This is a genomic window from Variovorax sp. BGA-UO-ETr-C22 (assembly GCF_059567965.1).
Genome location: NZ_JCAQPA010000011.1, coordinates 2,860,470 through 2,884,967, shown reverse-complemented (window position 1 = coordinate 2,884,967; position 24,498 = coordinate 2,860,470). Strand labels below are relative to the sequence as shown.

The window sequence follows — 24,498 nt, the reverse complement described above, 5'->3', positions numbered from 1 at the left end:
CCGACCTGTTTTAGTGGGTTTGCGACCCAAACGGACTAACACACTTAGATGCCCGCTCTTGGCCGAATCGTGCCGGCGAGAAAAAAGGCGGATTGCCGGCTCCCGGTGGCTCAATTGGTCTGAGTTACATAGCCAGAGGTCCAGTTGTCCTCATCGAGCCGGTATTCGCTGATGTGGAAACCTTCGCCTGCGCCAACACCGATGTAGGTTGAGTCGACGGCGTTGGGATGATCTCGAAATCCCGGAGCACTCGCCATCCGCTTAATGGCTGCATGGGCGCTTTGGAGCGACCGATAGGCTCCGATCAGTTTTACGTCCTCATCTTCCTGCGGCAAAAGCAGGTGGACGTGCTGAACGATAAAGACGGTATTCATTGGGCTCAGGGCGTGTATGTCTGGCTCTGGCCGACTGTAGTCGGTCGAGATACTGTCGCGAAAGGCCCGATGCCGTCCTTCGGCATCAAGAGAACCTGAACTTCGTCAAGGTTACTGAGCGGCCTACAGCGGACATCCTGTTTGAGCGTTCTCTCGAACTTCCTCTGTTCGTGTGGTGGCTACGCTGTGTCGATCAGTGCACCGATGTCTGAGAGCTGACGGTCTCGTTCCTCTTTCGAGGCGTACCGGTATGAGAAGTGAAACGGCGCGAAGATTGTCTTGTGACTGGAATCACTAAGCACTGGTAGTGAGCCGAGGTGCTTGATAGGTTTGGACGGAAGCCAGCGAAATCGCTTTGAACGCTGCAGCATCGACAGCACAGTCTTGGGGATGAATATGTACCTCGCAGATCCATCTTCAACCCATTCCTCAAGCAAAGAGAGATGGGCCGACTTCAGCTGTGCTGCCGCAGGACATCCTGCGCCGAATGTCGGCAAGTGCAGAAGCTCGACAAACGACACTTGGTCCGCGTGCTCGTAGCCGAACCCGATACGGGCAAATCGTTCATGGTAGGGACGACCGCTTCCACGGTAGTAGGGAAGCAGAAATGGGTGATGGTGCTGCCTGTTCGCCTTCCAGAACCTCACGCCGTCCTTCAGATATGCGCAGATATCAGGAAAAGCTTCCGAGCTTTCGACCTCGTGATCGAAGTTCGCATCAATGCCGAAGAAGAGGAAGCGTGCCGAAGCCGGCGCCGCGCCTTGATACGGCTTCGCCTCGAAGTATTCCCGCAGGACCGCTGAAGGGTGGATGCCGTAAGTCATGGTACTGACCTCAGAAATCGGTGAGTTCTCGCGAACGCTGCCAGCGCGGATCGATCTCTAGATCGTACCGGCTGTTTTGCGCTGAAGATGCCTAAGGTAGAAAACCGAACGCTGAATATTCATAGTGAATGTCCGGTCGTGGCCGACTGGAGCCAGCAGCATGCTACCTTCCGGACCGATACGGCTCGTTGGAATCACAGATGGACGTACATCAGCTTCGCCGCCCGCACCGACCCGGTTGGTTGCCCGTTGTCGACGCCGCGCGTTGCACGGGCTGCGGCTGGTGTGTCGCTGCGTGCGACCTTCACCTTCTCAGTCTCGAAGTCGAGCAATGGAAGAAGTTGTCGACGCTTCAAGACGCGGATCGGTGCACGGGCTGCAGCGATTGCGCAGTGACTTGCCCTTTTCATGCGATCACCATGCGAAAGGGCTGAAACGCCCCCGGCGTCCGGCTCGCCGCCCGGGCAATCCGTAGACCCGGGCGCGTGAGCCGGATGGTCGCGGGTGTCACGCCCCGTTCGACCATCCCGAAGAAGTCTCTTCCCGAGGCCTCTCACCTCGGCTCAGCTTTGGGGCTTTGCGAATTCCTCTGCGCTCATCATCTCCAGGCCAACGAACGGCGCGTTGCCTTCGACCCATGCGTCGTGACCCGGCGGAATGGTGTACGACATGCCTTCCTCGATGACGGTCTGCGAGCCGTCATTCATTTGCACGGTGACCCGGCCGGAGACCGCGTACCCGACGTGAGCCACCTGGCAACTGTCCGTGCCCACGACCGGCTTGATGCACTTCGACCAGCGCCACCCGGGCTCGAACTTGAAGCGTCCGAGCGTGTAGCCCTCGAGGCGGACCACTTCGACCCGGGTCTTCTCGGGCTCCCGAACCTCATCCGGTTCGTCATGGGATTTCGTCTGAAGCTTGTTGACGTTCATCGGACTTGCCATCGCGACTCTCCTTGCGACACGAGTGAGCAAACAGTCCGCGGCAGTCTCGTGCCGAACCGCACGTGAACGATGGAATGGTAGTCCTGGGCCACGCGTGCAGTGATCTATTTCTTGCACGAAAGCGCCGCTCTTTCGAAGAGCGTCATGTGGCAGTTTGCGTAAGCCGGGTTACAGAAAATCTTCGTCCACCACCAGCGACAACACGGACCAGCGCAGTCGTTGGGCCCAGTTCGATTCGGGCTCCCGGTGAAGCACCCAGCGACGTCCGTCGCGCAGGAAGCTCCATTGCAGGCCACCTCTCAGAGGTACCTCGCTCACGGTGAAGCTCGCGGGCATGCGCACGCGCTGGATCAGGTCGGCCAGCTCGCTGGCCAGCGCGGGGCTGTCGACGATCAGGCCCAGTTCGGTGTTGCAGTGCGCCGAGCGCCGGTCCATGTTCATCGACCCCACGTAGAACCAGCGCCGGTCGACCACTGCCAGCTTGGCGTGCAGGCGACCGAGCGAGCCGCGGCTGCTTTCGGTGTCGCTCCAGGCGGGATGCGCTTCGCTGGCCGGCATCAGCTCATACAGCATGGCGCCCATCTGCAAGAGGGCGCTGCGGTAGCGCGCGTAGCCATAGTGCACCAGCGGCTCATCGGTGGTGGCGAGCGAATTGGTCATCACCGACACGCGCGCGCCCTCGCGGCTCGCATGGCGCAGCGCCTCGATCATGCGGGGCATGGGCACGAAGTAGGGCGAGACGACGAGCACCTCCGAGCGCGCGGTCCGGAAGAGGTCGAGGTTCGCGGCCATGACCGCGCCCTCGCGGCCTTGCGGCGCTGCGGCTTCTTCGACGTTGCCGCCGGCATCATCAGCGAAGCGGCCTGGCACCGCCGCGTCCGCAACCACGCGCACCTGCGCAGGCACCAGCGCGACGCGCCCCTGTGCCAGCTGCGTGCCGACCGGGCCGCGTCCCAGTGCATCGGGTTCGTCGGCAGGCGGCATGAAGCGGTCGAGGTCGCGCACCAGCGCGGCGAAGCGTTCGCGCGCAGGGGCTGGTGCCGGGGCGCTGTCGGCCGCGATGGCCTCGAAGGGGTACGACAGCGGTCCGTTCCAGAAAGCATCGAAGCTCGCCGACAGCGCGCGCACCGCCGGCCCGGCCACCAGCGCGTCCATGTCGATGAAGTTCGCCGGCTTGCCGCGCCCGAAGTACTCCTCGGCGATGTTGCGTCCGCCGGTGATGGCGAAGCTGTTGTCGGCAATGAAGAGCTTGTTGTGCATGCGCCGGTTCACGCGGCCGATCTCGTGCAGCGACAGCAGCACGCGCGTGCGCAGGCCACCGCTGCGCACCGGCAGCGGGTTGAAGACGCGCACTTCCACGTTGGCGTGCGCGGCCAGCCCGGCCAGCATCTCGTCGTCTCCGCCCGTGTACAGGTCGTCGACCAGCAGGCGCACGCGCACGCCGCGCTGCGCCGCGTCGCGCAGCTCGCGCAGGAACTGCCGCCCCGCGCTGTCAGGGGCCACCACGTAGTACTGCACGTCGACGGTGTGCCGTGCGGCCTGCGCGAGTGCGATGCGTGCGTCGAAGGCCTGGTCGCCGCCCGGCAGCAGGCGCACGCCGGATGCATCGGACATCGCGCTGTCCGCAGCCGGCAGCGACGCGGCGGCGATGCGCGCCAGGGGGCTGTCCCCGAGGTCGGTGCGCGCGTGCGACGCGACACGGGGTACCTCGCCGGGCAATGCGGCGCAGCCCGCGAGCAGCGAGACGGCGAGCATGGCCGCGGCGCACAGCCAGCGGGCGAGCGCCGCATGCTGCAGCGCCAGGATGCACAAGCGGCACGCAAGGGGCTCCCATGCGGCACGCAGCGCGGCAAGAGATTGAGGGGTGTTCATGGCGGACCTCGGTGCATCGGATGGGAAGTGGCGATCGATGCAGCCAGTTTTCCGCGGGGCGCGCGCCGCAACCATTGCGCGCAGCGCCTAGTCCCCGGCGTGGCCATCCGACTAGGCCTTTGGTGTAGGTGCGCACGCTCGCTTCTTGGGGGGCTTTGCGCTAATCTGCATTCAGGACGGGGAGGGTCACCGTAGACGAGAGGCCTGTATGAAGGTTCTGCTGGTCGATGACCACGAGATCGTCTGGAACGGCACGCGCCTCCTGCTGGAGCGCATGGCCGCCGAGATCGAACCCGGCCGTCCCTTCCATTTCGACGCCGTGCGCGACGCCGAGCAGGCCTGCCAGCGCGACCCCGTCGGCATCGACCTGCTGCTGCTCGACTACCACCTGCCCCAGCTGTCCGGGCTGGCGGCGCTCAAGGCCGTGAAGGCGCATTTCGAGGCCACGCCCGTGTGCATGCAGTCGGCGGAAAGCTCGCCGCAGCGCGTGCGCGAGGTCATCGAGGCCGGCGCGGCCGGCTTCATTCCCAAGTCGTACCGGCTCGAGGACATGGAGGCGGCCCTGCGCGTGGTGCTGCGCCACAAGATCTACCTGCCGGCCGAGTTCGTGCTGGCCGACGACGTGACCCGCGCGCGCGACCCCGACGAGCTGCCGCGCGAGGACCTCGCCGGCTTCCTGCGCGTCGAGCTGTCGCCGCGCCAGCGCGAGGTGCTGGCGCTGGCGATGCGGGGCATGCCGGTCAAGCTGATCGCGCGCCAGCTGCTGATTGCCGAGGGCACGGTGAAGGTGCACCTGTCGATGGTCTACCGGGCGCTGGGCGCGCGCAACCGCACCGATGCCATGTGCCGCGTCTTCGACGCGCAGGCGGCATGGGCGCTCGAGGCTGCGTGAGCATGCCGGCCGCGCTGGACGAACTGGACGAGCGGCGCCTGCAGGTGGTCGCCGAGCAGGCCGTGGGGTTGCGCTGGCAGATCCTGCTCACCGCCGTCGTCGTCGCGGCCATCGTCTGGCGCGACGTGCCGACGCCCTGGGTGCTCGGCTGGTTTGCGGCGGTGATCGCCAGCCGCGAGTGGCGCGCCGCCGCACTCGCGCGCATGGCCGCCGACCGCGCCCGTCCGATCGCCGCGCGGCTGCGCGCCACCGTGCACTGGAACGTGCTGATCGGTGCCTGCAACGGCTCCGCGGCGCTGTTCATGGCCCGGCTCGACCCGACGCTGGACGCGGTCCTCACGATGATCCTGGTGTCCTGGGGCGCGGGCGCCGTGTCCACCAGCGCGACCGTGATGCCCGCCTTCCTGGCCTACGCAGGGCTGCTCTTCGTGCCCACGGCCGCCATGTGGCTGGTGGCCGGCGGCTGGCTCGGCGGGGGCGTGGCCGCGCTGGTGCTGATGTTCTTCGGCGTGCAGACGCGCTTTGCCCGGCGCAACCTGCAGACCTTCGAGGAGTCGTTCGGCATCCGCGCCGAGAACCAGGCGCTGGCCACCTCGCTGGAGTTCGAGCGCGCGCAGCTGGCCATCGCGCGCGACCAGGCGGTGCGCGCCAACAACGACAAGAGCCGCTTCCTGGCCGGCGCCAGCCACGACCTGCGCCAACCCTTGCAGGCGATGGCGCTCAACGTAGGGGCGCTGCGCCACGTGGCGATGGCGCCCGATGCGCGCGCGATCGTCGAGGTGGTCGACAGCAGCCTGGAGCAGCTGCGCGCCATGCTCGACGCGCTGCTCGACGTCTCGAAACTCGACGCCGGCGTGGTGGTGGCCCAGCCGCAGCGCGTGCAGATCGACCGGCTGCTGACCGCCGTGATGGCCAGCTTCGGCGCCGCGGCGGCGGCGCGCCGGGTCGGTCTGCACACCGACTGTCCGCCCGGCCTGGCGGTGCGCACCGACCCCGACCTGCTGCGCCGCATGCTGGCCAACCTCGTGGACAACGCGATCAAGTTCTCGCCCGCGGGCGGGCAGGTCGAGGTGCGGGTCCGCACGCAGGACGCATCGGACGCATCGGATGCCGGGGTCGAGCTGACCGTGCAGGACAGCGGCCCCGGCATCGCACCCGAGAACCACCGGCTCGTGTTCGAGGACCTGGTGCAACTCCAGGCGTCGAGCTCCGGCACCGCGCCTGCCGCGGGACATGGCCTGGGCCTGGGCATCGTGCGGCGGATGGCCGAGCTGCTGGGCGTGCCGGTCGAGCTCGAGTCCCGCCTCGGCGCGGGTGCGTGCTTTCGCCTGCGGCTGCCGCGCGCCGCGCCCGTCGGCGCCGACGGCTGCGAGGGCGACGGCACCGGTGCACCGTGGAGCCTGGCAGGGCGCTGCGTGCTGGTGCTGGAGGACGACCCGATGGTGCGCGGCGCCTACCTCAACGCGCTGGGCGCGATGGGCTGCCGCGTGCTGTCCGCCGCCACGCTCGACGAGGCGCTGGCGCAGGTCGACGAGCCCGATGCGGTGGTGCTCGACTGCCGGCTCGGCGGCGGCGTCTCGGGCTTCGATGCCGCCGAGCGCCTGCGGGCGCGGCGCAGTGCACAGCCGGCACGCCCCGCGCTACCCATCGTCATGGTCACGGCCGACACCGACCCCGCGGTGGTCGAGGCGGCGCGGCGGCAGGCGCTGCCGCTGCTGCGCAAACCTGTCGACGACCAGACGCTCGGCCGCGCGCTGGCCGCAGCCATCGAGCATTCCTGAATCCGCGATCCATTCCGCGAGGAGCCGAACATGAACGACGGTGGCCGCGACGACGAGGATGACCCCGGCGACCGCCTGCTCTCGCAGGGCGCCGAGGTGCTGGTGCGCGAGATCGCCGCGGCGCCGCCCGACGCGCTGCACTGCGATGTGCTGGTCATCGGCAGCGGCTACGGCGGCGCGGTGGCGGCGGCACGCTTGGCGGGCGCGCTGTCGCTGGACGCGACGCCCGGCATCGCACCGGGCGCCGTGCCGATCAAGGTCTACGTGCTGGAGCGCGGCAGCGAATACCTGCCGGGCGAGTTTCCGGCCACCTTCGCCGAACTGCCGGGGCACGTGCGCTTCAGCATGCAGGACGGCCGGCCCGCGCGCGGCAACGCCTCGGGGCTGTTCGACCTGCGCCTGGGCGGCGAGGTGAACGCGCTGCTCGGCAACGGGCTGGGCGGCGGGTCGCTCATCAATGCGGCGGTGATGGAGCGCGCCACGTCCGATGCCTTCGAGGGCGGTGCCTGGCCCGGGGGCCTCGATCTTGCCGCGCTGGCGCAAGGCTACGGCAAGGCCGAGGCCATGCTGGGCCTGGAGCAGATTCCCGAGAGCGTGTCGAAGCTCGACTCCCTGCTGAAGGCCGGCGCGCGGCTGCATGCGGCGGGCGGCAAGGCCCATGTCGCCATCGCCTTCGACGACGGCACGCGCACGCCGGCCCAGGTGGCGATGCACCGCTGCCTGCGCTGCGGCGACTGCGTGAGCGGCTGCAACCACCGCGCCAAGAAATCGCTGGACACCAACTACCTGGCGCTGGCCCACGCACGGGGCGCGCGCCTGTTCACCGGCGGCACCGCGCACCGCATCGCGGCCCTGCCGGGAGGGGGCGGCTATGCCGTCGAGTTCTTCTTCACGGACCGGCGCAAGGCACGCACCGACAACGCCCGGCCCTACGTGGTGCGCGCGCGGCGGGTGGTGGTGGCTGCCGGCACGCTGGGCTCCACCGAGCTGCTGCTGCGCTCCAGGGGCCCGGGCCTGCCCATATCGCAGGCCGTGGGCCGCGGCTTCTCGGCCAACGGCGACATGATCGCGGTGGCGGCGGCGCAGAACGACGAAGCGCTGTCCAGCGCGCCCGAAGGCGAGGCGCCGGCGCAGCGCGGCATCGGGCCGACCATCACCGGGTTGCTGCGCACCTGCGCGACTCAGGGCGAGCGCCCGCTGGTGATCGAGGAGTTCGCCATTCCCGCGCCGCTGCGCCGCCTGCTGGCCGAGGTGGTGACCACGACCGACGCGCTGCAGGCGCTCGCGCACATGGACCTCGACCTGCACGCGCCAGACGAAGGGCGCGATCCCCTGGCCGTGGACGACGACATGCTGCGCCGCACGCCGGTCTACGGAATGATGGGCGACGACGGGGCGGCCGGCCAGATCCGCTTCGTCGGTCATGGCGGCGAGGGCGCCGTGCTGGCCGACGCGCAGGTGCGCGTGACGTGGCCGAAGGTGGCCGCGCTGCCCGTGTTCGAGGCGCAGATGCGCGCCCTGCATGCGGCCCACGATGGCGTGGGCGGACTCGGCGGGCGCGTGCTGGCCAACCCGCTGTGGAAACCGATACCGCCGTTCGGCAGCCTCGCCGACCTGGTCGGCCAGCTGGAGGGCGTGGGCTCGGTGCTGACCGTGCACCCGCTGGGCGGTTGCCGCATGGCCGACGGGTGCGAGCGCGGCGTGGTCGACAGCTGGGGCCGCGTCTACGACGGCGCTGCGGGTGCTTCTGCTGTGCCGTCGCTGCTGCCGGGCCTGGCGGTGCTTGATGGCTCGATCGTGCCGGTGTCGCTCGGCATCAACCCCTCGCTCACCATCGCCGCGCTGGCCGAGCGCGCGGTGCCCGTGCTGGCCGAGGACTGGGGCTTGGCGCTGGCCGGTTCGCCGCAGCCGCCGCCGTCGCAGCGCCCGTTGCGCCGCGACCTGACCCGTCCCCATGCGCCCGCGCCCACGCGCGTCTCGCTGCGCGAGCGCATGACGGGCCGCGTGCACATCGACGGCCAGGCCTTCGCGCTGAGCGCCGAAGTCGAATTCGAGCCGTTCGACGTGCCGTCCCTGCGCGCGGCGCCGCGCGTGCTGTCCCAGCCGGTGGTGGTCCTGCGCTTCGGCAAGGGCGACGACGCGCCCGTCGCGCATTGCACCGGCACCGCATCGATGCTGGTGCGCGAGAAGAGCGACAGCATCGAACGCATCCTGCGCAGCCACGGACTGGCCCGCAAGAAATTGCTGGCGCTGGTGCAAAGCCTGTTGGACGCGCGCGCCGCATCGGCCGGCGGCGCGATCGATGAGGACGATGCCGTCTTCGAAGGCCCCGCGATGGCCGACCTGCTGGCGCTGTGCTCGCACCTGGGGCAGGTGCGCCTCATCGAGTACGACTGGACGGTGGCGCGGGTCGCGCACGGCGCGCCGCTGAAGGAGGGCGACCGGCTGCGGCTCACCAAGCGCATCGCGTTCGTCGAAGGCGGCAACCCGTGGCGGCAGCTGAGCGAGGGCGAGCTGCAGCAGCTCGGCCCCGATGCGCCGAAGTCGCTGGGCCGGCTGGTGCTGGACCCTTCCTACTTCGTCGAGACGCTGCAACCCCTGCTGCGCGTCGAGCACCAGCAGGACATGCCCAACCAGCTGGCGGACCTGGCCGAACTGGCGCTGTGGGTGCTGCGCATCGTGCTGCAGGTTCACCTGTTGCACTTCGTGCCGCCGCCCGACTCGCCGCAGCACGACTGGGAGCGCCTGCCGGGCGAGGTGTACGGCGTGCGGCCCGAGCCGGTCGAGCTCGTCACCGCGGCGGGCCCGGGCAGCGCGCCGCCGCGGCTGTTGTCGCGTTACCACCCGCCGGTGCGCCGCGCGGGCACGCGGCCCGTGATGTTGATCCACGGCTACGGCGCGAGCGGTTCCACCTTCGCGCACAAGAGCATTCCCGGCAACCTGGTGTACAGCCTGCTCGCGGCCGGGCGCGAGGTCTGGGTGCTCGACCTGCGCACCAGCATCGGCTTTCCGAACCGGCCTTGGCGCTATTGGTCGTTCGACGAGGTGGCCGAGACCGACATTCCGGACGCCCTGCGCACCGTGCAGGCGGCGCATGCAACGCCCGACGAAGCGGCGCCCATCCAGGTCGACGTGGTGGCGCATTGCATCGGTGCCGCCATGTTCAGCGTGGCGGTGCTGCGCCTGCCGGGGCTGCATGCCTCCATCGGCGCGGTGGTGCTGTCGCAGGTGGGACCGCTGCTGCGCGCCACGGCCTTCAACCGCTTCCGGGGCTATGTGGCGGGCTACCTGCAGCAGTTCATCGGCATCGACGAGTTCGACACGCGACCCACGCTCACGCGCATGAAGCGCCTGCTCGTCGACGGCCTGCTGGCGACCTTTCCCTACCCCGATGACGACGGGGAGGCGCAGCGCTTGCGCGAGGCGCCGGGCTTCGCGGCCGTGCGGCACCGGGCCGACGCCATCTTCGGCCAGACCATGCGGCTGCACAACATCGGCAAGGACACGCTCGATGCGCTCGATTCGATCTACGGCTTCGTGAAGGTGCGCGGCCTCGCCCAGGTCGGCAACTACGCCCGCGAAGAAGTGCTGACCGATGCCGGCGGGCAGGGCCATGCAGTGGGCTTCGAGCAGGTCGGCCAGCGCTTCGGCTTTCCGGTGTTCATGCTGCACGGGCAGCGCAACGCGGTGTTCGACTGGCGCGGCTCGTACGACAGCTTCTGGCTGCTCAAGCGCGTGTTCGGCAAGGACGAAGGCCTGCCGCGGGAGCCTCCGCAGCTGCCGGAACCGTCGGACGCTTCGAAGCCTTCCGGGGGCGAACTGTTCCTCGGCGAAGGTACCCCGCACCAGCTGCTGGTGCTCGGTGACTACGGCCACCAGGACACGCTGATCGGCGAGAAGGCCTGCATCGACGTGTTCCCGCACATCGTGCGCTTCCTCGAAGCCTTCGACCACAAGCCCGGCCGCGGCCATCCGGTGCCGCCCGACTGGCGGGCCAGCCTGCCGTGGACCGGCCCGTGGCTCGGCCTTGCGAGCCGGTCGGCGGACAACGCGGGCCGGCTGCATTGCCGGCTGGCGCTGCGCCCGCCGCCCGCGCATGTGTCGGCGCGCGCCGTGGTCTTCGTGCCCGCGTGGCGCCGCGACGGGCGCTGGTGCTTCGACTTCGCATGGATGGTGGGCCTGGAGACCACGCGCGAAAAGCTCCTGCAGGAGGCGGTGGAGATCGACCTGTTCGACGACCGGCTCGCCGACTACCAGGGCTTCGCGGTGCTGACAGCGCACGACGACCTGCCCATGGCGCGCGGCCCCCTCGAGGTGCTGGGCCGGAGGCTGTCGGCCGGGCTGTTCGCGCAGCCGCAGGACGAACCCATCGAGCCCATCCGCGACCAGGTGATGAAGACACTGGACGCAGCCACCGACGCGCAGCGCGAGCGCGCCGTGGTGCGCCTCGACCCCGCATGGATGGGCGCCGTGCAGCGCGAGGGCGAGCCCGCACAGGCCTCGCTGTGCTTCGTGCTCGCCAGTTGCCAGTACGTGCCGGGCCTGGTCGACCGGGTGCCCGCGCAGGCGTCGTACCGGCGGCTCGCGCAGCGGCTCGAGGTGCTCGCGCCGCCGCACAAGCCGCAGCTGCTGGTGCTGGCCGGTGACCAGGTGTATGTCGACCAGACCGCCGGGCTCTTCGTTCCGGCCGGCGGCGACGACGTCGGCCAGGCCTATGCGCTCACCTTCAGGCTGGAGGCGCTGCGCCAGGTGATGGCCTCGCTGCCGACCTGTCCGCTGCTCGACGACCACGAGGTGATGGACGACTGGGAGCCGGGCCCCGACCCCTATGGAACGCCGGCCGTGCGCGCCGCGCTCGACGGCTACGTCGCGCAGCAGCACAAGCTGGTGCGGGGCATCGGCCCGCACCGCGACCCGCGTCCCTTCGACTACCGCATGGCGCCGGCTGGCTTTCCGTTCTACATGCTCGACACGCGCAGCACGCGGCAGCGGCGGGCGCTGCGCACGGACGCGCAAGCCGCGCCGCTGGACCAGGCGGCGATCCGCGCCGAGGCCGGCATGGGCGACCTGAAGAAGTGGCTCGAGGCCGCGCCCGCCGGGCTGCCCAAGTTCATCGTGTCGCCGGTGGCGCTGTTCCCGATGCCGCGCGCGGCGGTCTTCGGCGACCCGGCGCAACGCCTGGGGATGGACGACTGGAGCGGCTACCCGGCCTCGCAGCGCGCGCTGCTCGAACTGCTGCGCGACACCACCGCGCGCCACGTGGTGGTGCTGTCGGGCGACCGCCACATGTCGAGCGTGTCGAGCCTCTGGTTGCAGGCGGCGGGCGGACCGGTGGAGGTGATCTCGGTCGTGTCCTCGGGCCTGTATGCACCCTGGACCTTCGTCAATGCGCGGCCCGACGCGTTCTGGCTCGACGGCCAGGTCGAGCTCGGCGCCGTGCGGGGTGCCTTCGGCGCCACCATGGTCACGGCGGCCGTGGGCACCGGCAACGGCTTCGCCGTGCTGCAGGTGGAGCGCGGTGCCACCGGGCATTGGCGGATCGGCGTCACCCTCGACCTGGACGACGGGCTCACGCAGTGCCTTCGCGAGCTCGATCCGGCCGGCGGTGGCTGGACGGTGCAGGGGCCGGCGCGCTTCGCACGCAAGCAGCGCCTGTGATCCGCGGCAGCAGGCAGAAGAAACGGGCCCGCGAAATCGACAGGCCGTTTACAGGCACCGTACGCACGACACAGTGCCATACAAGCCATTGCACAGCTGCCTTCACAGTGCTCTTCCGCCGTCGCCGGCGCCGTTGCCACGGAGTTTGCGTAGGCCACCCACAACGCCCTTCGGCCACCTTGCCGAGGGGCCATCGGAGCACAAGCCGTGTCGTCGCAGAAAAAGAACGCCGCCTTCCTCGTCTCGACCTCGGGCCACCGCCTCCCGGCGTGGCCGTGGCGTGCAGGAAGAAGCAGGCCTCGTTCGCGTACGCCGGCTGGATCTGGCGCGCAGAAAAGTAGCGCTTTTTAGTTAATGCCATGTAACGCCATCGGGCGTTACCGACAGGCCAACCAGGCGCTTGGACGCACGCGCTCGGCTGAACGCATGCCGATTGCGCGACGTCAGAGGGGCATGTCATGTTCACCCGTTACGCCATCCGCGCGCTGCTGTGCATCGCCGTCGTGCCGGCCATCTCCGAGGAGCCCGCACCCATTCATGGCCGCGTGTTCCTGAGCAAAGCCGAGGTCGAGAGCACCTTGATCGGCAAACCCATCGTCTCGAGCAATCTGTCGACCGGCATGGTCTCGCGCTGGCAGTTCTATACGGATGGCCGCGTCGACTTTGTCAACCAGAGCGGACCGGGCAAGGCGTCGGGCAAATGGGTTCTCAACGCCGACGGCTCGATGTGCGTGACGATGATTTCTCGAACCGGGTGCCGCTACTGGTTCAGGAACGAAAAAGACGGTGCCATTGCGAATGCCAGGACCAGGGAGCCGAATGCGCCGACCGTGGCCGAGATACGGTTCGAGTGATGGTGGGGGACAGCGCCCTCAACGCCCTCAACGCCCTCAACGCGCCGGTGATGAAAGCGCACGCATCCAGCGTTCGCGCTCTTCGTCTTCCAGCGCCAGCAGGCTCTCGGGCGAACCGCCGCCGCCGACCACGCGAAGGTCTTGCAAATGCTTCTGCACTTCGGGCTTGGCAAGCACCTGGGCCACGGCTTCCTGCACTATGCGATTGGACGCGGCCTCCGAATTCGCGGGCGCCCAGAGGCTGAAGTGGTCGTAGGTCGTGTAGCCGGCCAAGGGCGCGCTCGAGCCCAGCGTCGGCCACGGCACACCTTCGAAGCTTTGCGGGTGCGCCGGGTCGGCGGTGGTGCCCAGCACACGCAACTGGCCGCGCCGCACGGCGACCGCCACGCCGTTCACGGGCGCGAACAGCAGGTCCACCGCGTGCTCCTTGGTAATGACGTCCGAGTCGGGATACATGCCCTTGAAGACCACGCGCTGCACGTCGACGCCGCTCGCTGTGCGGAACTGGCCGAAGGCGAGGTGGCCCGTCCAGCCGTCGTCGCCCGTGCCGATGCGCAGGCTGCCCGGGTGGGCCCGTGCGTAGGCCAGCAGGTCGTCCGTGCTGCGGATGCCCAGCGCGTCGGCCTTCGTGCTGTCGATGGCCAGCACCAGAGGCTCCGATGCCAGCAGCGTGACGGGGCGAAGGGAATGCATCAGCGCATCGATCGGCGCGGCCTGGTGCACGCCCTCAATGCCTCCGCGCGGCAGCCGCAACGCCGCGAGCAGGACCTTCTCGTTGCCGCCCTCCGTCATCAGCCGGCGATAGTCGGCCTCGGTGGCTGTCGGCACGTGATCGACCTGCACGCTGCGTCCCAGCAGGGTGGGCAAGTGGCTGGCCAGCATCTCGGCATAGTGGCCGCTGCGGCCACCGGGCGGAACCAGCACGGTGAGGTGCAGCGCGGGCTGCGGCACGGCGGCAAGCCATTGCCCTGCATCGTTCATCAGGCCATAGCGTAATTCCCACGCGCCGCCCGTGGACGCGTTGCGCACCAGGGCTTCGGCCACCCAATGGCGGCCCACGCGGTGGAACTGCCGGATGATCGGCCGTTCGTCCTGCCACCCGGGCGGCCGCCAGTCCTGCGGGAACGCACCCGAGACGACGGCGTAGCCATGACGGAACCGGCGCGCCGATTCGAACTGCGGCGCGATCGCCCATTGGCCCCGCGCGTTCCGGTAGCCCCATCGGCCGGTGGCCGCGTCCTTGACCGGCCGCAGCGCGGCGCCGGCATTGCTGCTGCCATGCAGTCGTTGCCAGTGACACACCTGCGGCGTGCCGGCGTTGCGCTGCAGATCCAGCCCGGTGGCGGTGCACAGCTGGATGCGCCGCTGGGCTGTGGCGTCGGGCCGCTCGCCGAAGATGAACGGGATCACCATGCGTCCGCGCGCGTCGATCAGGCCCGAGCCGGTGGAGCCGGGCGTCACCATCTGCCGCTTGTAGTCCATCCACCGTGCAGTGGTGATGTCTCGCGGCGGGGCGGGGGGGCGCCACTGTCCCCGTGCATCGCGCAAGCCGGGCTGTGCGAACACCGTGTCCACCTGCAGCTCGGAAGGCACGGGCCTGGATCCGTCGGGCATCAGGTAAGAGAGGGCGGCGGGGGAGTCGAGGGAGATCGTGTCCTTGCCATCGCAACTCACGGGCGGAACGGCCCACTGGCCTTGCGCATCGATGCGCCCGTTGGCCGTGGTGGTGCGCAGCCCGCCGCCGGGCTTTCGCTCCACCAGCCACACCCGGTGCAGCGGCTGCAGTGCGGGATTGACGGAGATGTATTCCTGCCGCACGACCTGCCAGCGTCCGTCGCAGAAGCTGCGCGCCGTCGGTGAAAGGAAAAGCACGCGCCCGTCGAGGGCGTCGAACAACGCGGGGGCGCGCTCGCTGTGCTTGCCCGGATTCAGGCTCAGCCAACGCGCCCGTTCGATCAGGTTGGGGGCGATGCCGATGGTGAAGGTGAAGATGTCTTCCCACGGTGGCGCCTGTGCATCCACTGGCTGCAGTTGCCAGGTCGGCTGCATCGGCAACGCGCGTTCCGGGTTGGCGTACAGCGCCTGGTAGGTCGGTGGCGCTGCGCGGGCCGGACCGAGGGCGATGCCGAGCCACAGCAGGGCGGCAAAGGGACGCAGCCGCTTCATCGGGCGAGCGAGAAACAAGGGTTCAGCCTCGGGTCGTGGCCGCAGATGGATGCCATTCCATCGCAGGCATCGCGGTTCGCCGAGGCGCTCGCGGTTGAACGCGCGGCGGCTGTTTGCCTGCTTGAACGATTTGTGGGCCCACGCTCAAACTTCGTATGCATAGATGCAAGTGAGCTCAGCCCCTTTCAGCGCGGATTGAAAGGGCTCAGGCGCATTCTTGAGGATGGCGCCAAAGCTGGCGTTGAGTTTGCCGGCACCCATGCTGCCTTTGTACTTGATGCTCTTGGGCTTGGCTTGAAGCTGGAGTTTGTTCGAACCGGACAGCGCAGCTTCCAACCTGAAGACGCCATGGCGGAAATCGGTGGACTCGGAGGTTTCCGCCTGGGGTGAAACCAGGCGCATGGTTTGCCCGCCGTAGGAGAGCTTCAGATCGACCTCCACGATGGAGGCGGGAACATCACCCACCAAGGTGAGTGCCTGCCCCGCGTGACTGCCCGTGCAATTCAGTCGCGCCGTATTGGCACCTGCGAGGGCCTGACCCGAGAGGGCGGACAGCAACACGAGGGTGCAGAGAGGAAAGATTTTTCTCATAGGTTTTCCAAGGCACTGACGCGATGTGTCCCGCACGATCTGCGAGACAGGCTGGGCAGCGCGAACATGCCGGTCACGGGCTCCTCCACAAAAACGTTTCTGATCATAGGCGGAGCCATTCGCCGCGGATGCTCCGCGGTGGTACGCCATGGCGCGAGTCACCTTCTCATCGCTTTCCTTGCCCCCACTGGTCCGCCCAGGCTGACAACGGCTTCAGCGCCTTCGAAAGCCGCCGCCCTTCGTCCGTCAGTCGATAGCCACCCTCGGCATGTTCGACCAGGTCGACTTCCCTCAGTTCGGTGAGCCGCGTGTTGAGCAACCGGGTGTTCGTCTCGCACGCGTCCTGCAGGGCCCTGAAGGTCAGCGAGCCCTCCCGAAGTTCCCAGAGCACGCGCAGCGCCGTGCGCCGGCCCAGCAGGTCCAGCGCGACCATGAGGGGGCGGCCGGTGGTGGAACCGCGAACTGGGTGGCCGATGCGAGGTGTCGTCATGCTTTACTTTATACAGCAACGGACCTACGATGGCGTGGCCCTTGAATCAGGAGTCTGCATGCCCGCACGCATCGAGCCAGCAACGCCACCATTTGGTGAAGACATTTCCAGGTCACTCGACAGGGTGATGAAGGGACGGCCCCCCTTGCGGCTGTTCACGACCTTGGCACGCGACCCGCGTCTGTTCCAGAAGTTCTTTGCCGGCGGGTTGCTGGACAAAGGCCACCTGAGCATCCGACAGCGCGAGATCGTGATTCACCGCACGACGGCATTGTGCAAATCCGAATACGAATGGGGCGTCCACGTCGCGGTCTTCTCGAAGCTCGCCGGCCTGACGCCAGAGCAGGTTCAAGCGACCGTCACGGCTTCGGCGAACGACGCCTGCTGGTCGGCCGAGGACCAGGTGCTTCTGCGCCTGTGCGACGCCTTGCACGCGCACGCCGACATCGACGATGGCCTGTGGGACGCGTTGCGAACGTACTTCAGCGAAGAAGCCATCATCGAACTGCTGATGCTGGCGGGCTTCTATCGCACCGTCAGCTACCTCACGAACGGGCTGCGCCTGCCCCTGGAAGCGTCGGGCGCGCGATTCCCCGCTTGAGGCGATCAACCAGCGTGCAACCCCAGGAGAAATCTCGATGATCAAGGTCAGTGTCATGTACCCCTACGCCGCAGGCGCGCGCTTCGATCACGCGTACTACCGTGAGAGGCACATGCCCATGATGAAACGACTGCTCGGCGCTGCGTGCCTGTACTACATGGTGGACAAGGGCATCTCGGGGCGTGGTGTGGGCACCGACCCTGCGTACATCGCCAAGTGCGATTTCGTCTGCACTTCCGTCGACGCTTACCGCGCAGCCTCTGCCCAGCACCAGGAGGAGATCCGGGGCGACATCGCCAACTACACGGACATTCAACCCGTGGTGCAGATCAGCGAGGTGGTCGTGGAGCGTTCGGAGGCCTGAGTTCCCTCCGAGCACGGGGCGTCGGCATGGAGGACAAGCCAATGAGTACGGACAGCCGCATCATCGTTTCGCTCGACTTCCCAGCCGCCGCATTGGCGGCGGACCTCGTGAAGCAGCTGGGCGCAGCGACCACGCACTACAAGGTCGGCCTGCAGCTGCTGACGGCGGCAGGACCTTCGGTCGTCCGCGAGCTCGTAGATGCAGGGAAGCGTGTCTTTCTCGACCTCAAGCTGCTGGAAATTCCCAGCTCGGTGGCGGGCGCAGTCACCGCAGCCGGACACCTGGGGGCGTCGATGGTGACGGTGCACGCCTCAGGCGGTTCCGCCGTGCTTCGCTCGGCCGTCCAGGCCGCGAGCCCGTTCCCTCAACTGAAGGTGCTTGCGCTCACGGTCATCACCAGCATGCGTGACCAGGACTTGGAAGAGGTGGGCGTCGCCTCGACGGTTCCAGAGCAGGTCGCACGGCTGGGCCGCCTGGCCGCTGCGGCCGGTTGCCATGGCGTTGTTTCGTCGCCGTTGGAGGTGAGGCTGCTTCGCGAGATCCTGCCGCCCGATGCCCTGATCGTGACGCCAGGCACGCAGCTCCCAGGCGATGAAAAGAATGACCACGCGCGGGCTGCGACCCCCTCGCAGGCCATCGGGGCTGGCGCGACGCACGTGGTCATCGGCCGCCCGATATCGCGTGCCCCAGATCCTGCGGCCGTGTTCGCGGCCGTGCGCGCAGAACTGGCTACCGCCATCCAATAACACTGAAGCGGTCGGTCGGGTCGGGACTGGCACTTCGCCGCAGCGCCTGAACGGCCAGCACCACAGCCACGCTCATCGTGCGCAGGACACCGGGTGCTTCCCGCAGCGAAATCAAGGAGGAGGCCGAAGGCCGGGGGACATTCGCGGAGGGAAGTACCCGGTGGCCTGCGCACGCGCCCTGAAGAATGTCAGCGCAGCGCTTCGACCAGATCGAGCACCATGCGATCCGGCCCGAAGGTTTCGACACCGTGCGCCAGCAAGGCATCGACAGCCTGCGCAATGCCATGGCTCGAAGACGACTGCTCCGCCATGTCGTTGTAGTACCCCAGGTCCTTCTTCGCATTCGCCATCGAGAACTTCAGCGAATCGGTGCTGCCCGTCAGCAGCTTGGGCTTGAGGCGCTCCAGCGCCACGCCGTTGCCGCCGCCCTTGGCGAGCACGTCCACGAACACCTCGGGCTTCACGCCGGCGCGTTGCGCGCAGGCCGCGGCCTCGCACAGCAGCGCCACGGTGCCCAGCGACACGAAGTTGTGCAGCAGCTTCATCGCATGGCCCGCGCCCACATCGCCGACGTGCGTGACGTTCTCGGCAAAGCAGCGCAGCAGCGGCAGGCACGAGGCCAGCACTTCGGCGTCGCCGCCCACCAACAGGTTCAGGCGGCCTTCGGCGGCCTCCTTGGCGGTGCGGGTCATCGGCGTGTCGAGGAAGCGGCCGCCCTTGGCGAGCACGGCCTGCGCGACCTTGGCGGTGGAGGCGGGCACGGCGGTGGAGCAGTCGATCACCACGGTGCCGGGGCGCAGCGTGCTCAGCGCACCGTTGTCGCCGAGCATCACGGCCTCGACCTGCGGCGTGCCGGTCACGCACAGGATCAGTACATCGACCTGCGCGGCCAGCGTGGCCACGTCTTTGACCGACGTGGCGCCGGCCTTCAGCAGGTCGTCGATCGGCTGGTTGCCCGCATGCTCCAGCACGGTGAGCTGGTGGCCGTGCTTGACGATGTTGCTGGCGATGCCGTGGCCCATGAGGCCGACGCCGACGAGGCCGACTTTGCGCGAGGTTTGTGGTTGCTGTTCAGTGGTGGTCATGAATTCATCCGTGCTTGATGGCGATGGTCTTGAGTGTCGTGAAGCCGAGCAGGGCCTCGAAGCCCTTCTCGCGGCCGAAGCCACTCGACTTCACGCCGCCGAAGGGCAGTTCTACACCACCCGCCGCCCCGTAATTGTTCACGAACACCTGGCCGCAATGCAGCTTGTGCGCCATGCGCAGCTGGCGCGCGCCGTCGCGCGTCCACACGCCGGCCACCAGGCCGAAGTCCGTGCCGTTGGCCAGGCGCACCGCCTCGGCCTCGTCGGCAAAGGGCATCACGGCCAGCACCGGGCCGAAGACTTCGCGCTGGGCCAGGTCGCTGTCGTGCGGCACGTCGCGGAACAGCACGGCCTCCTGGTAGTAGCCGGTGGACGGTGCCTGCGGCGACACCGTGCCGCGCGCCGCCACCTTCATGCCGCTCGCCTCGGCGGTCGCGACCATGTCGCGCACCTGGCGGAACTGCTTCTCGTTGATGAGCGGGCCCATGTCCAGGTCTTCGGCGGGCGTGCCCGCGCGCACGGCCGTGAAGCGCTTGGCGAGGCGCTGCACGACTTCTTCATAGATCGACTGCTCCACCAGCACGCGGCTGCCCGCCGAGCAGGTCTGGCCGGCGTTCTGGATGATGGCGTTGAGCAGCACGGGCTCGGCCGCGTCGAGGTCGGCGTCGGCGAACACGATCTGCGGCGATTTGCCGCCCAGCTCCAGCGTCACGGGGCAGTGGCGCTCGGCCGCGGCCAGGCCCACGCTGCGGCCGGTCATGGTCGAGCCGGTGAACGAGATGTGGTCGATGCCCCGGTGCGCGCACAGCGCGGCGCCGGCTTCCTTGCCGTAGCCCGTGACCACGTTGAGCGCACCGGCCGGAAAGCCGACCTCGGTCGCGATCTCGGCCAGGCGCAGCAGCGACAGGCTCGCGTCTTCCGCCGGCTTCACCACGCAGGCGTTGCCAGCAGCGAGCGAGGCGCCCACGCTGCGGCCCGCGATCTGCATCGGGTAGTTCCAGGGAATGATGTGGCCCGTCACGCCGTGCGGAATGCGCACCGTGAGCACGGTGTAGCCGCGCTCGTAGGGCAGGGTGTCGCCGTGCAGCTTGTCGCAGGCGCCGGCGTAGTACTCGAAGTAGCGCGCCAGCGCGGTCGCGTCGTTGCGCGCCACGCGCAGCGCCTTGCCGGTGTCGCGCGCCTCGAGCTGAGCCAGCTCTTCGTGGTGCTGCATCACGGCGGCGCCGAGCTTGGCGAGCAACCGGCCGCGCTCCAGCGCAGTGGTGGCGCCCCAGGGGCCGTCGAAATGCTCGCCCATGGCCTGGCGCGCGGCGCGCACGGCGACGTCGATGTCGGCGGCGGTGCCGCGTGCGATGGCGCCGAATTTCTGGCCGTCGCTCGGGTCGATCACGTCGATGGTGGCGTTGCCTTCGGACGCCACGCGGCGGCCGTCGATGTAGTGGGTGGCGTTCATGGGAAGGTGTGTCTCCGTGTGGCGGGTCAGACGGCCTCAGGCCAGGGCTTCTGGGCGTCGCGAATCTGCTCGAAGGCGCGGCTGAACTGCAGCACGCCCAGGTCGTCGAAGCGGCGGCCGGCCACCTGCAGGCCGATGGGCAGGCCTTCGGCCGAGTAGCCGCAGTTGACCGACGCAGCCGGCTGCTCCGACATGTTGTAGGGCACCGTGAAGCCGATGTGCTCCAGCGGCCGCATCGGGTCGTTGGTGGGCGAGGCATGGTCCGCGGGCGCGGGCATGTTCGGCGACACCGGCGAGATCACGAAGTCGTAGGCCTTGGTGGCGGCGACCGTGGCCGCGCGCGTGGCGACGAACTGGCTGTAGCCGTCGAAGACGTGCGCACCCGAGAAGCCGGCGGCGCTCTCGGCCCATTCGCGGATGTACGGCAGGATCTTCGCGCGCTGCTCGGCGCTCATGGCCTGCATGTCCAGGCACGAGCGCATGCGCCAGAAGTGGTCCATGCCCTGCAGCATCTGCGGCGTCATGAAGGCGGGGATTTCCTCGACGTGAGCGCCAGCGGCCTCGATGCGCTTGGCGGCATCGCGGATGGCCTGTGCGATCTGCGGATCGAGCGGCAGGCCGCAGCCGGCGTCCATGTGCAGCGCCACGCGCTTGCCCTTGAGGAACGACGGATCGACCTCGAAGGCGTTCCAGTCGATCACGGGCGGCGGCAGTTCCGAATAGTCGCGGTCGTCGGGCTGCGCGACCGAAGCCATCATCAGCGCCGCGTCGGCCACGGTGCGCGTCATCGGGCCGGCGCAGCGGCCCATGTAGGGCGAGCTCAGCGGAATGCGGCCGAAGCTGGGCTTGAGCGTGAAGATGCCGCACCAGCTGGCCGGCAGGCGCAGCGAGCCGCCGATGTCGGTGCCCACGTGCAGCGGGCCGTAGCCAGCCGCAGCAGCCGCACCGGCGCCCGCGCTGGAACCGCCCGGCGTGCGCGAGGTGTCCCACGGATTGCGCGAGAGGTCGTGAAAGCTCGACAGGCCCGACGACAGCATGCCCAGGTCGGGCATCGTGGTCTTGGCCACCATCACCGTGCCGTCGGCCTTCAGGCGCGCGGCGGGGGGCGAGTCGTAGGTCACCGGCACGAGCTCGTAGGCGGCGGTGCCCAGCGGCATCGGGTCGCCCTCGGTCGCGAGGTTTTCCTTGACGGTCACGGGCACGCCGTCGAGCGCGCCGCGCGGCGTGCCGGCGAGCCAGCGTTGCTCGGAGGCGCGCGCCTGTTCGAGCGCGGCTTCGGGGCGGAACAGCCAGGTGGCGCGCAGCTGCGGCTCGCAGGCCGCGATGCGTTCGTTGACCGCGCGGGTCACCTCGACCGGCGAGAGTTCCTTGGCGGCATAGGCGGCGTGCAGTTCCTGCACACCCAGGGCGTAAAGAGGCTTCGTCATCGCCGCATCAACCCCACGAAATGGCAGCCAGGTCGTTCGCGACGATCGGCATGTTCGGCCACAGGCCCTTCACTTCCTTGCGCGCGACCGTGGGGAACACGGCCTGGAACAGGAAGCCGTTGACGGCGTCGTTGGCGAGCATCTTCTGCGCCTCGCCGAGCAGCGCGTTGCGCTTCTTCTCGTCGGGCTCGCTCTGCACCGAGGCGTACAGGTCGCGGAACTTCTTCGAGTCGTAGCCCCAGTAGTAGTCGGGCTCGGTGTACTTCACGAGGTCGAAGGGCTCCACGTGCGCGACGATGCTCAGGTCGAAGTCATGCCCGCCGCCGAAGGTGCCGCTGAGCCACTGGGCCCATTCGACGTTCTGGATCTTCACGTTGATGCCGATGGCCGCGAGCTGGGCCGCGATCACCTCGCCGCCCTGGCGCGCGTACGAAGGCGGCGGCAGCGTCATGCGCAGCTCCAGCGGCGTCTTCACGCCCGCGTCGGCCAGCAGCTTCTTCGCCTTGGCGATGTCGAAGGGGTTGATGCCGGTGGTGTCGACATAGCCCGGCGCGCCGATCGGGTAGTGGCTGCCGATGGCCTTGCCGAAACCGTCGGCCGCGCCCTGGATCACCACGTTGCGGTCCACCGCGGCCAGGATGGCGCGGCGCACGCGCACGTCGTCCAGCGGCTTGCGCTTGTTGTTGATGGCCAGGATCACCTTGCTGCGCGTGCCCACTTCCAGCACGCGGAAGCGCGGGTTGGCGCGGAACTGGCCCACGCTGCGCGTGCCGGCGCGCGGGAAGATGTCGATGTCGCCGGCCATCAGCGCCGCGGTCTGCGCGGCCGAGTCGGACATGAACTTGAAGACGAACTTGTTGACCTTGGCCAGCGCCGGGTTGCGGTACGTCGGCGACTTCACCAGCGAACAGGCCGAGCCGCGCTGCCAGCTGTCGAGCTTGTAGGGGCCGGTGCCCACGGGCTTGGTGGCGTTGGTGTCGGCGCTCTTGGGCTCGACGATGCAGGCGGTGGCCTGGCCGAGCATGAACAGCAGGTCGGGGTTGGGCTGTGCGGTGGTGATGACCACCGTGTCGGCGTCGGGCGTCTTCAGGCTGATCTCGCTGAAGAAGCGCTTGTCCTTGTTGGTGCTCTTCTCGCCGGCCGCGCGCTCGAAGCTGAACTTGACGGCAGCGGCGTCGAAGGCCTCGCCGTTCTCGAACTTCACGCCCTTGCGCAGCTTGAAGGTGTGGGTCTTGAGGTCGGGCGACACGGTCCAGCTCTCGGCCAGCAGCGGCGTCACGCTGCCGTCGGCGTTGATCTTGGTCAGCGTCTCGAAGATGTTGTAGTGCGCGATTTCGGCAATGGCCGAGGCGGCGGCGGTGGTCGGGTCCAGGCCCGGCGGTTCCAGCGGCATGCCGATGGTCAGCATGTTCTTGCCGGTCTGGGCCTGCGCGAACAGCGGGAAGGCGCCGGGGATCGCGGCGGCGATGGCGGTGCCCATGAGGGTGCGTCGCTTCAACATTCGGGGGTTCTCCTGGAAGAAAAAAGGGGCTGCCGGTTCGACCCGTTCGGGCCTACCGCGATGGCGTGTGCAGCACGGCCGATAGCAAGGTGCGTGTGTATGGGTGTTGCGCGTGGGCAAAAAGTTCGGCGGGCTGGCCGCGTTCCACGATCTGGCCCTTGAACACCACGCACACCTCGTCGCACAGGTGGTTCACCACGGCGAGGTCGTGGCTGATGAGTAGGTAGCTGATGCCGAACTGCTGCTGCAGGTCCTGCATGAGGTTGAGCACCTGGGCCTGCACGGACACGTCGAGTGCGCTCACGGGCTCGTCGGCCACGATGAGCTTGGGGCGCGTGATGAGCGCGCGTGCGATGGCGATGCGCTGGCGCTGTCCGCCTGAGAACTCGTGCGGGTACTTGTCGAGGTCGGTGGTGCGCAGGCCGACGGCGGCGAGCGCTTCGGCGGCGCGCTCGCGCTGCTCGGCGCGGCGCGTTTCGGCCAGCGCTTCGAGCGGCTCGGCGACGATGCGCGCGACGGTCTGGCGCGGGTCGAGCGAGCCGTACGGGTCCTGAAAGACCATCTGGAAGTCGCGCCGCGCGGTGCGCAGCTCGGCCTTCGAGAGCGCGTGCAGGTTGCGGCCTTCGAGCGCGACGCTGCCCGAGGTGGGTGTGTCCAGCGCCATCACGAGGCGCGCGATGGTGGACTTGCCCGAGCCCGATTCGCCGACGATGCCCACGCTCTTGCCTGCCTGCACCTCGAAGCTCACGCCGTTGAGCGCCTTCACGGTGGGCGGCGGGCCGAAGAGTTTTTCGCGCGGCAATGCGTAGTGCCGCACGAGGTCGGTCACCTGCAGCAGCGGGGTTGAAGAAGCGGGCGTCGAAGTCATCGAGGGG

At 68.6% G+C, this 24,498-nt stretch carries 20 protein-coding genes; 8 read left to right on the top strand and 12 right to left on the bottom strand.

Features of this window, described 5'->3' with window-relative positions; all coding sequences use genetic code 11:
* Nucleotides 1–110 precede the first annotated feature (110 nt).
* Both AC57B8_RS33730 and AC57B8_RS33725 read right to left on the bottom strand, forming a co-directional pair.
* On the bottom strand, nt 111–374 hold the full coding sequence (locus AC57B8_RS33730) for a DUF7336 domain-containing protein (protein WP_496482037.1): 264 nt from the start codon (nt 372–374) through the stop codon (nt 111–113).
* A gap of 179 nt (nt 375–553) precedes the next feature.
* Nucleotides 554–1,198, bottom strand: a complete 645-nt coding sequence (locus AC57B8_RS33725) for a hypothetical protein (RefSeq protein WP_492694378.1) — start codon at nt 1,196–1,198, stop codon at nt 554–556.
* Between the two features lie 128 nt (nt 1,199–1,326).
* Between AC57B8_RS33725 and AC57B8_RS33720 the strand changes: the two genes are divergently transcribed.
* Nucleotides 1,327–1,632 (top strand): ATP-binding protein, encoded by a 306-nt coding sequence (locus tag AC57B8_RS33720; protein WP_496482036.1) that lies wholly within the window; start codon nt 1,327–1,329, stop codon nt 1,630–1,632.
* A gap of 129 nt (nt 1,633–1,761) precedes the next feature.
* Here AC57B8_RS33720 and AC57B8_RS33715 read toward each other — a convergent pair whose 3' ends face one another.
* Together AC57B8_RS33715 and AC57B8_RS33710 are read right to left on the bottom strand one after the other, a co-directional pair.
* Complete coding sequence (locus AC57B8_RS33715) at nt 1,762–2,142, bottom strand: cupin domain-containing protein (protein WP_492741937.1); 381 nt, start codon at nt 2,140–2,142, stop codon at nt 1,762–1,764.
* 168 nt (nt 2,143–2,310) lie between these two features.
* Nucleotides 2,311–4,014, bottom strand: a complete 1,704-nt coding sequence (locus tag AC57B8_RS33710) for a phospholipase D-like domain-containing protein (RefSeq protein WP_496482035.1) — start codon at nt 4,012–4,014, stop codon at nt 2,311–2,313.
* Between the two features lie 208 nt (nt 4,015–4,222).
* Here AC57B8_RS33710 and AC57B8_RS33705 point away from each other — a divergent pair, with 208 nt between their 5' ends.
* The 4 genes from AC57B8_RS33705 to AC57B8_RS33690 all read left to right on the top strand — a co-directional run bounded on the left by AC57B8_RS33705 (nt 4,223) and on the right by AC57B8_RS33690 (nt 13,199).
* Nucleotides 4,223–4,906 carry a response regulator gene (locus tag AC57B8_RS33705; RefSeq protein WP_159277998.1) on the top strand — a complete coding sequence of 228 codons (684 nt, stop codon included), beginning with the start codon at nt 4,223–4,225 and terminating at the stop codon, nt 4,904–4,906.
* A gap of 2 nt (nt 4,907–4,908) precedes the next feature.
* Nucleotides 4,909–6,687 (top strand): hybrid sensor histidine kinase/response regulator, encoded by a 1,779-nt coding sequence (locus tag AC57B8_RS33700; protein WP_496482259.1) that lies wholly within the window; start codon nt 4,909–4,911, stop codon nt 6,685–6,687.
* A 30-nt stretch (nt 6,688–6,717) separates the two neighbouring features.
* Nucleotides 6,718–12,345, top strand: coding sequence for an alkaline phosphatase D family protein (locus tag AC57B8_RS33695; RefSeq protein ID WP_496482034.1), 5,628 nt, complete (start codon nt 6,718–6,720; stop codon nt 12,343–12,345).
* Between the two features lie 458 nt (nt 12,346–12,803).
* The gene (locus AC57B8_RS33690; protein WP_062479336.1) at nt 12,804–13,199 is read left to right on the top strand and encodes a hypothetical protein; all 396 of its coding nucleotides are present in this window, start codon (nt 12,804–12,806) and stop codon (nt 13,197–13,199) included.
* Nucleotides 13,200–13,235: 36 nt separating this feature from the next.
* On the opposite strand, the gene AC57B8_RS33685 is transcribed toward AC57B8_RS33690, so the two are convergent.
* The 3 genes from AC57B8_RS33685 to AC57B8_RS33675 all read right to left on the bottom strand — a co-directional run bounded on the left by AC57B8_RS33685 (nt 13,236) and on the right by AC57B8_RS33675 (nt 16,389).
* Nucleotides 13,236–15,365, bottom strand: coding sequence for a tripartite tricarboxylate transporter substrate-binding protein (locus AC57B8_RS33685; RefSeq protein WP_496482033.1), 2,130 nt, complete (start codon nt 15,363–15,365; stop codon nt 13,236–13,238).
* 144 nt (nt 15,366–15,509) lie between these two features.
* Nucleotides 15,510–15,956, bottom strand: a complete 447-nt coding sequence (locus AC57B8_RS33680; protein WP_487850056.1) for a hypothetical protein — start codon at nt 15,954–15,956, stop codon at nt 15,510–15,512.
* A gap of 166 nt (nt 15,957–16,122) precedes the next feature.
* Nucleotides 16,123–16,389, bottom strand: a complete 267-nt coding sequence (locus AC57B8_RS33675; protein WP_221937696.1) for a winged helix-turn-helix transcriptional regulator — start codon at nt 16,387–16,389, stop codon at nt 16,123–16,125.
* Between the two features lie 115 nt (nt 16,390–16,504).
* Here AC57B8_RS33675 and AC57B8_RS33670 point away from each other — a divergent pair, with 115 nt between their 5' ends.
* From AC57B8_RS33670 to pyrF, 3 genes are read left to right on the top strand one after another with little or no spacing between them, the layout of a single operon-like run.
* The gene (locus AC57B8_RS33670; RefSeq protein ID WP_496482032.1) at nt 16,505–17,047 is read left to right on the top strand and encodes a carboxymuconolactone decarboxylase family protein; all 543 of its coding nucleotides are present in this window, start codon (nt 16,505–16,507) and stop codon (nt 17,045–17,047) included.
* Between the two features lie 37 nt (nt 17,048–17,084).
* Nucleotides 17,085–17,411 carry an EthD family reductase gene (locus AC57B8_RS33665; RefSeq protein WP_369644314.1) on the top strand — a complete coding sequence of 109 codons (327 nt, stop codon included), beginning with the start codon at nt 17,085–17,087 and terminating at the stop codon, nt 17,409–17,411.
* 41 nt (nt 17,412–17,452) lie between these two features.
* Nucleotides 17,453–18,157, top strand: coding sequence for an orotidine-5'-phosphate decarboxylase (pyrF, locus tag AC57B8_RS33660; RefSeq protein WP_496482031.1), 705 nt, complete (start codon nt 17,453–17,455; stop codon nt 18,155–18,157).
* Between the two features lie 188 nt (nt 18,158–18,345).
* Here the strand turns inward: pyrF and AC57B8_RS33655 are convergent, their stop codons facing one another.
* The 5 genes from AC57B8_RS33655 to AC57B8_RS33635 are packed head-to-tail and all read right to left on the bottom strand — an operon-like array spanning nt 18,346 to nt 24,491.
* A complete protein-coding gene (locus AC57B8_RS33655) occupies nt 18,346–19,242 on the bottom strand; it encodes an NAD(P)-dependent oxidoreductase (protein WP_496482030.1) in 897 nt (298 codons plus the stop codon).
* Nucleotides 19,243–19,246: 4 nt separating this feature from the next.
* The gene (locus AC57B8_RS33650) at nt 19,247–20,695 is read right to left on the bottom strand and encodes an aldehyde dehydrogenase family protein (RefSeq protein WP_496482029.1); all 1,449 of its coding nucleotides are present in this window, start codon (nt 20,693–20,695) and stop codon (nt 19,247–19,249) included.
* A gap of 26 nt (nt 20,696–20,721) precedes the next feature.
* On the bottom strand, nt 20,722–22,122 hold the full coding sequence (locus AC57B8_RS33645; RefSeq protein ID WP_496482028.1) for an amidase: 1,401 nt from the start codon (nt 22,120–22,122) through the stop codon (nt 20,722–20,724).
* Nucleotides 22,123–22,129: 7 nt separating this feature from the next.
* Nucleotides 22,130–23,623 (bottom strand): ABC transporter substrate-binding protein, encoded by a 1,494-nt coding sequence (locus AC57B8_RS33640; protein WP_062479362.1) that lies wholly within the window; start codon nt 23,621–23,623, stop codon nt 22,130–22,132.
* 52 nt (nt 23,624–23,675) lie between these two features.
* A complete protein-coding gene (locus AC57B8_RS33635) occupies nt 23,676–24,491 on the bottom strand; it encodes an ATP-binding cassette domain-containing protein (protein ID WP_496482027.1) in 816 nt (271 codons plus the stop codon).
* Nucleotides 24,492–24,498 lie beyond the last annotated feature (7 nt).

Bases quoted from the DNA above. Each gene is read 5' to 3' on its own strand.
- AC57B8_RS33730 (WP_496482037.1), bottom strand. From the start codon at position 374: ATGAATACCGTCTTTATCGTTCAGCACGTCCACCTGCTTTTGCCGCAG.
- AC57B8_RS33725 (WP_492694378.1), bottom strand. From the start codon at position 1,198: ATGACTTACGGCATCCACCCTTCAGCGGTCCTGCGGGAATACTTCGAG.
- AC57B8_RS33720 (WP_496482036.1), top strand. From the start codon at position 1,327: ATGTCCGGTCGTGGCCGACTGGAGCCAGCAGCATGCTACCTTCCGGAC.
- AC57B8_RS33715 (WP_492741937.1), bottom strand. From the start codon at position 2,142: ATGGCAAGTCCGATGAACGTCAACAAGCTTCAGACGAAATCCCATGAC.
- AC57B8_RS33710 (WP_496482035.1), bottom strand. From the start codon at position 4,014: ATGAACACCCCTCAATCTCTTGCCGCGCTGCGTGCCGCATGGGAGCCC.
- AC57B8_RS33705 (WP_159277998.1), top strand. From the start codon at position 4,223: ATGAAGGTTCTGCTGGTCGATGACCACGAGATCGTCTGGAACGGCACG.
- AC57B8_RS33700 (WP_496482259.1), top strand. From the start codon at position 4,909: ATGCCGGCCGCGCTGGACGAACTGGACGAGCGGCGCCTGCAGGTGGTC.
- AC57B8_RS33695 (WP_496482034.1), top strand. From the start codon at position 6,718: ATGAACGACGGTGGCCGCGACGACGAGGATGACCCCGGCGACCGCCTG.
- AC57B8_RS33690 (WP_062479336.1), top strand. From the start codon at position 12,804: ATGTTCACCCGTTACGCCATCCGCGCGCTGCTGTGCATCGCCGTCGTG.
- AC57B8_RS33685 (WP_496482033.1), bottom strand. From the start codon at position 15,365: ATGAAGCGGCTGCGTCCCTTTGCCGCCCTGCTGTGGCTCGGCATCGCC.
- AC57B8_RS33680 (WP_487850056.1), bottom strand. From the start codon at position 15,956: ATGAGAAAAATCTTTCCTCTCTGCACCCTCGTGTTGCTGTCCGCCCTC.
- AC57B8_RS33675 (WP_221937696.1), bottom strand. From the start codon at position 16,389: ATGGTCGCGCTGGACCTGCTGGGCCGGCGCACGGCGCTGCGCGTGCTC.
- AC57B8_RS33670 (WP_496482032.1), top strand. From the start codon at position 16,505: ATGCCCGCACGCATCGAGCCAGCAACGCCACCATTTGGTGAAGACATT.
- AC57B8_RS33665 (WP_369644314.1), top strand. From the start codon at position 17,085: ATGATCAAGGTCAGTGTCATGTACCCCTACGCCGCAGGCGCGCGCTTC.
- pyrF (WP_496482031.1), top strand. From the start codon at position 17,453: ATGAGTACGGACAGCCGCATCATCGTTTCGCTCGACTTCCCAGCCGCC.
- AC57B8_RS33655 (WP_496482030.1), bottom strand. From the start codon at position 19,242: ATGACCACCACTGAACAGCAACCACAAACCTCGCGCAAAGTCGGCCTC.
- AC57B8_RS33650 (WP_496482029.1), bottom strand. From the start codon at position 20,695: ATGAACGCCACCCACTACATCGACGGCCGCCGCGTGGCGTCCGAAGGC.
- AC57B8_RS33645 (WP_496482028.1), bottom strand. From the start codon at position 22,122: ATGACGAAGCCTCTTTACGCCCTGGGTGTGCAGGAACTGCACGCCGCC.
- AC57B8_RS33640 (WP_062479362.1), bottom strand. From the start codon at position 23,623: ATGTTGAAGCGACGCACCCTCATGGGCACCGCCATCGCCGCCGCGATC.
- AC57B8_RS33635 (WP_496482027.1), bottom strand. From the start codon at position 24,491: ATGACTTCGACGCCCGCTTCTTCAACCCCGCTGCTGCAGGTGACCGAC.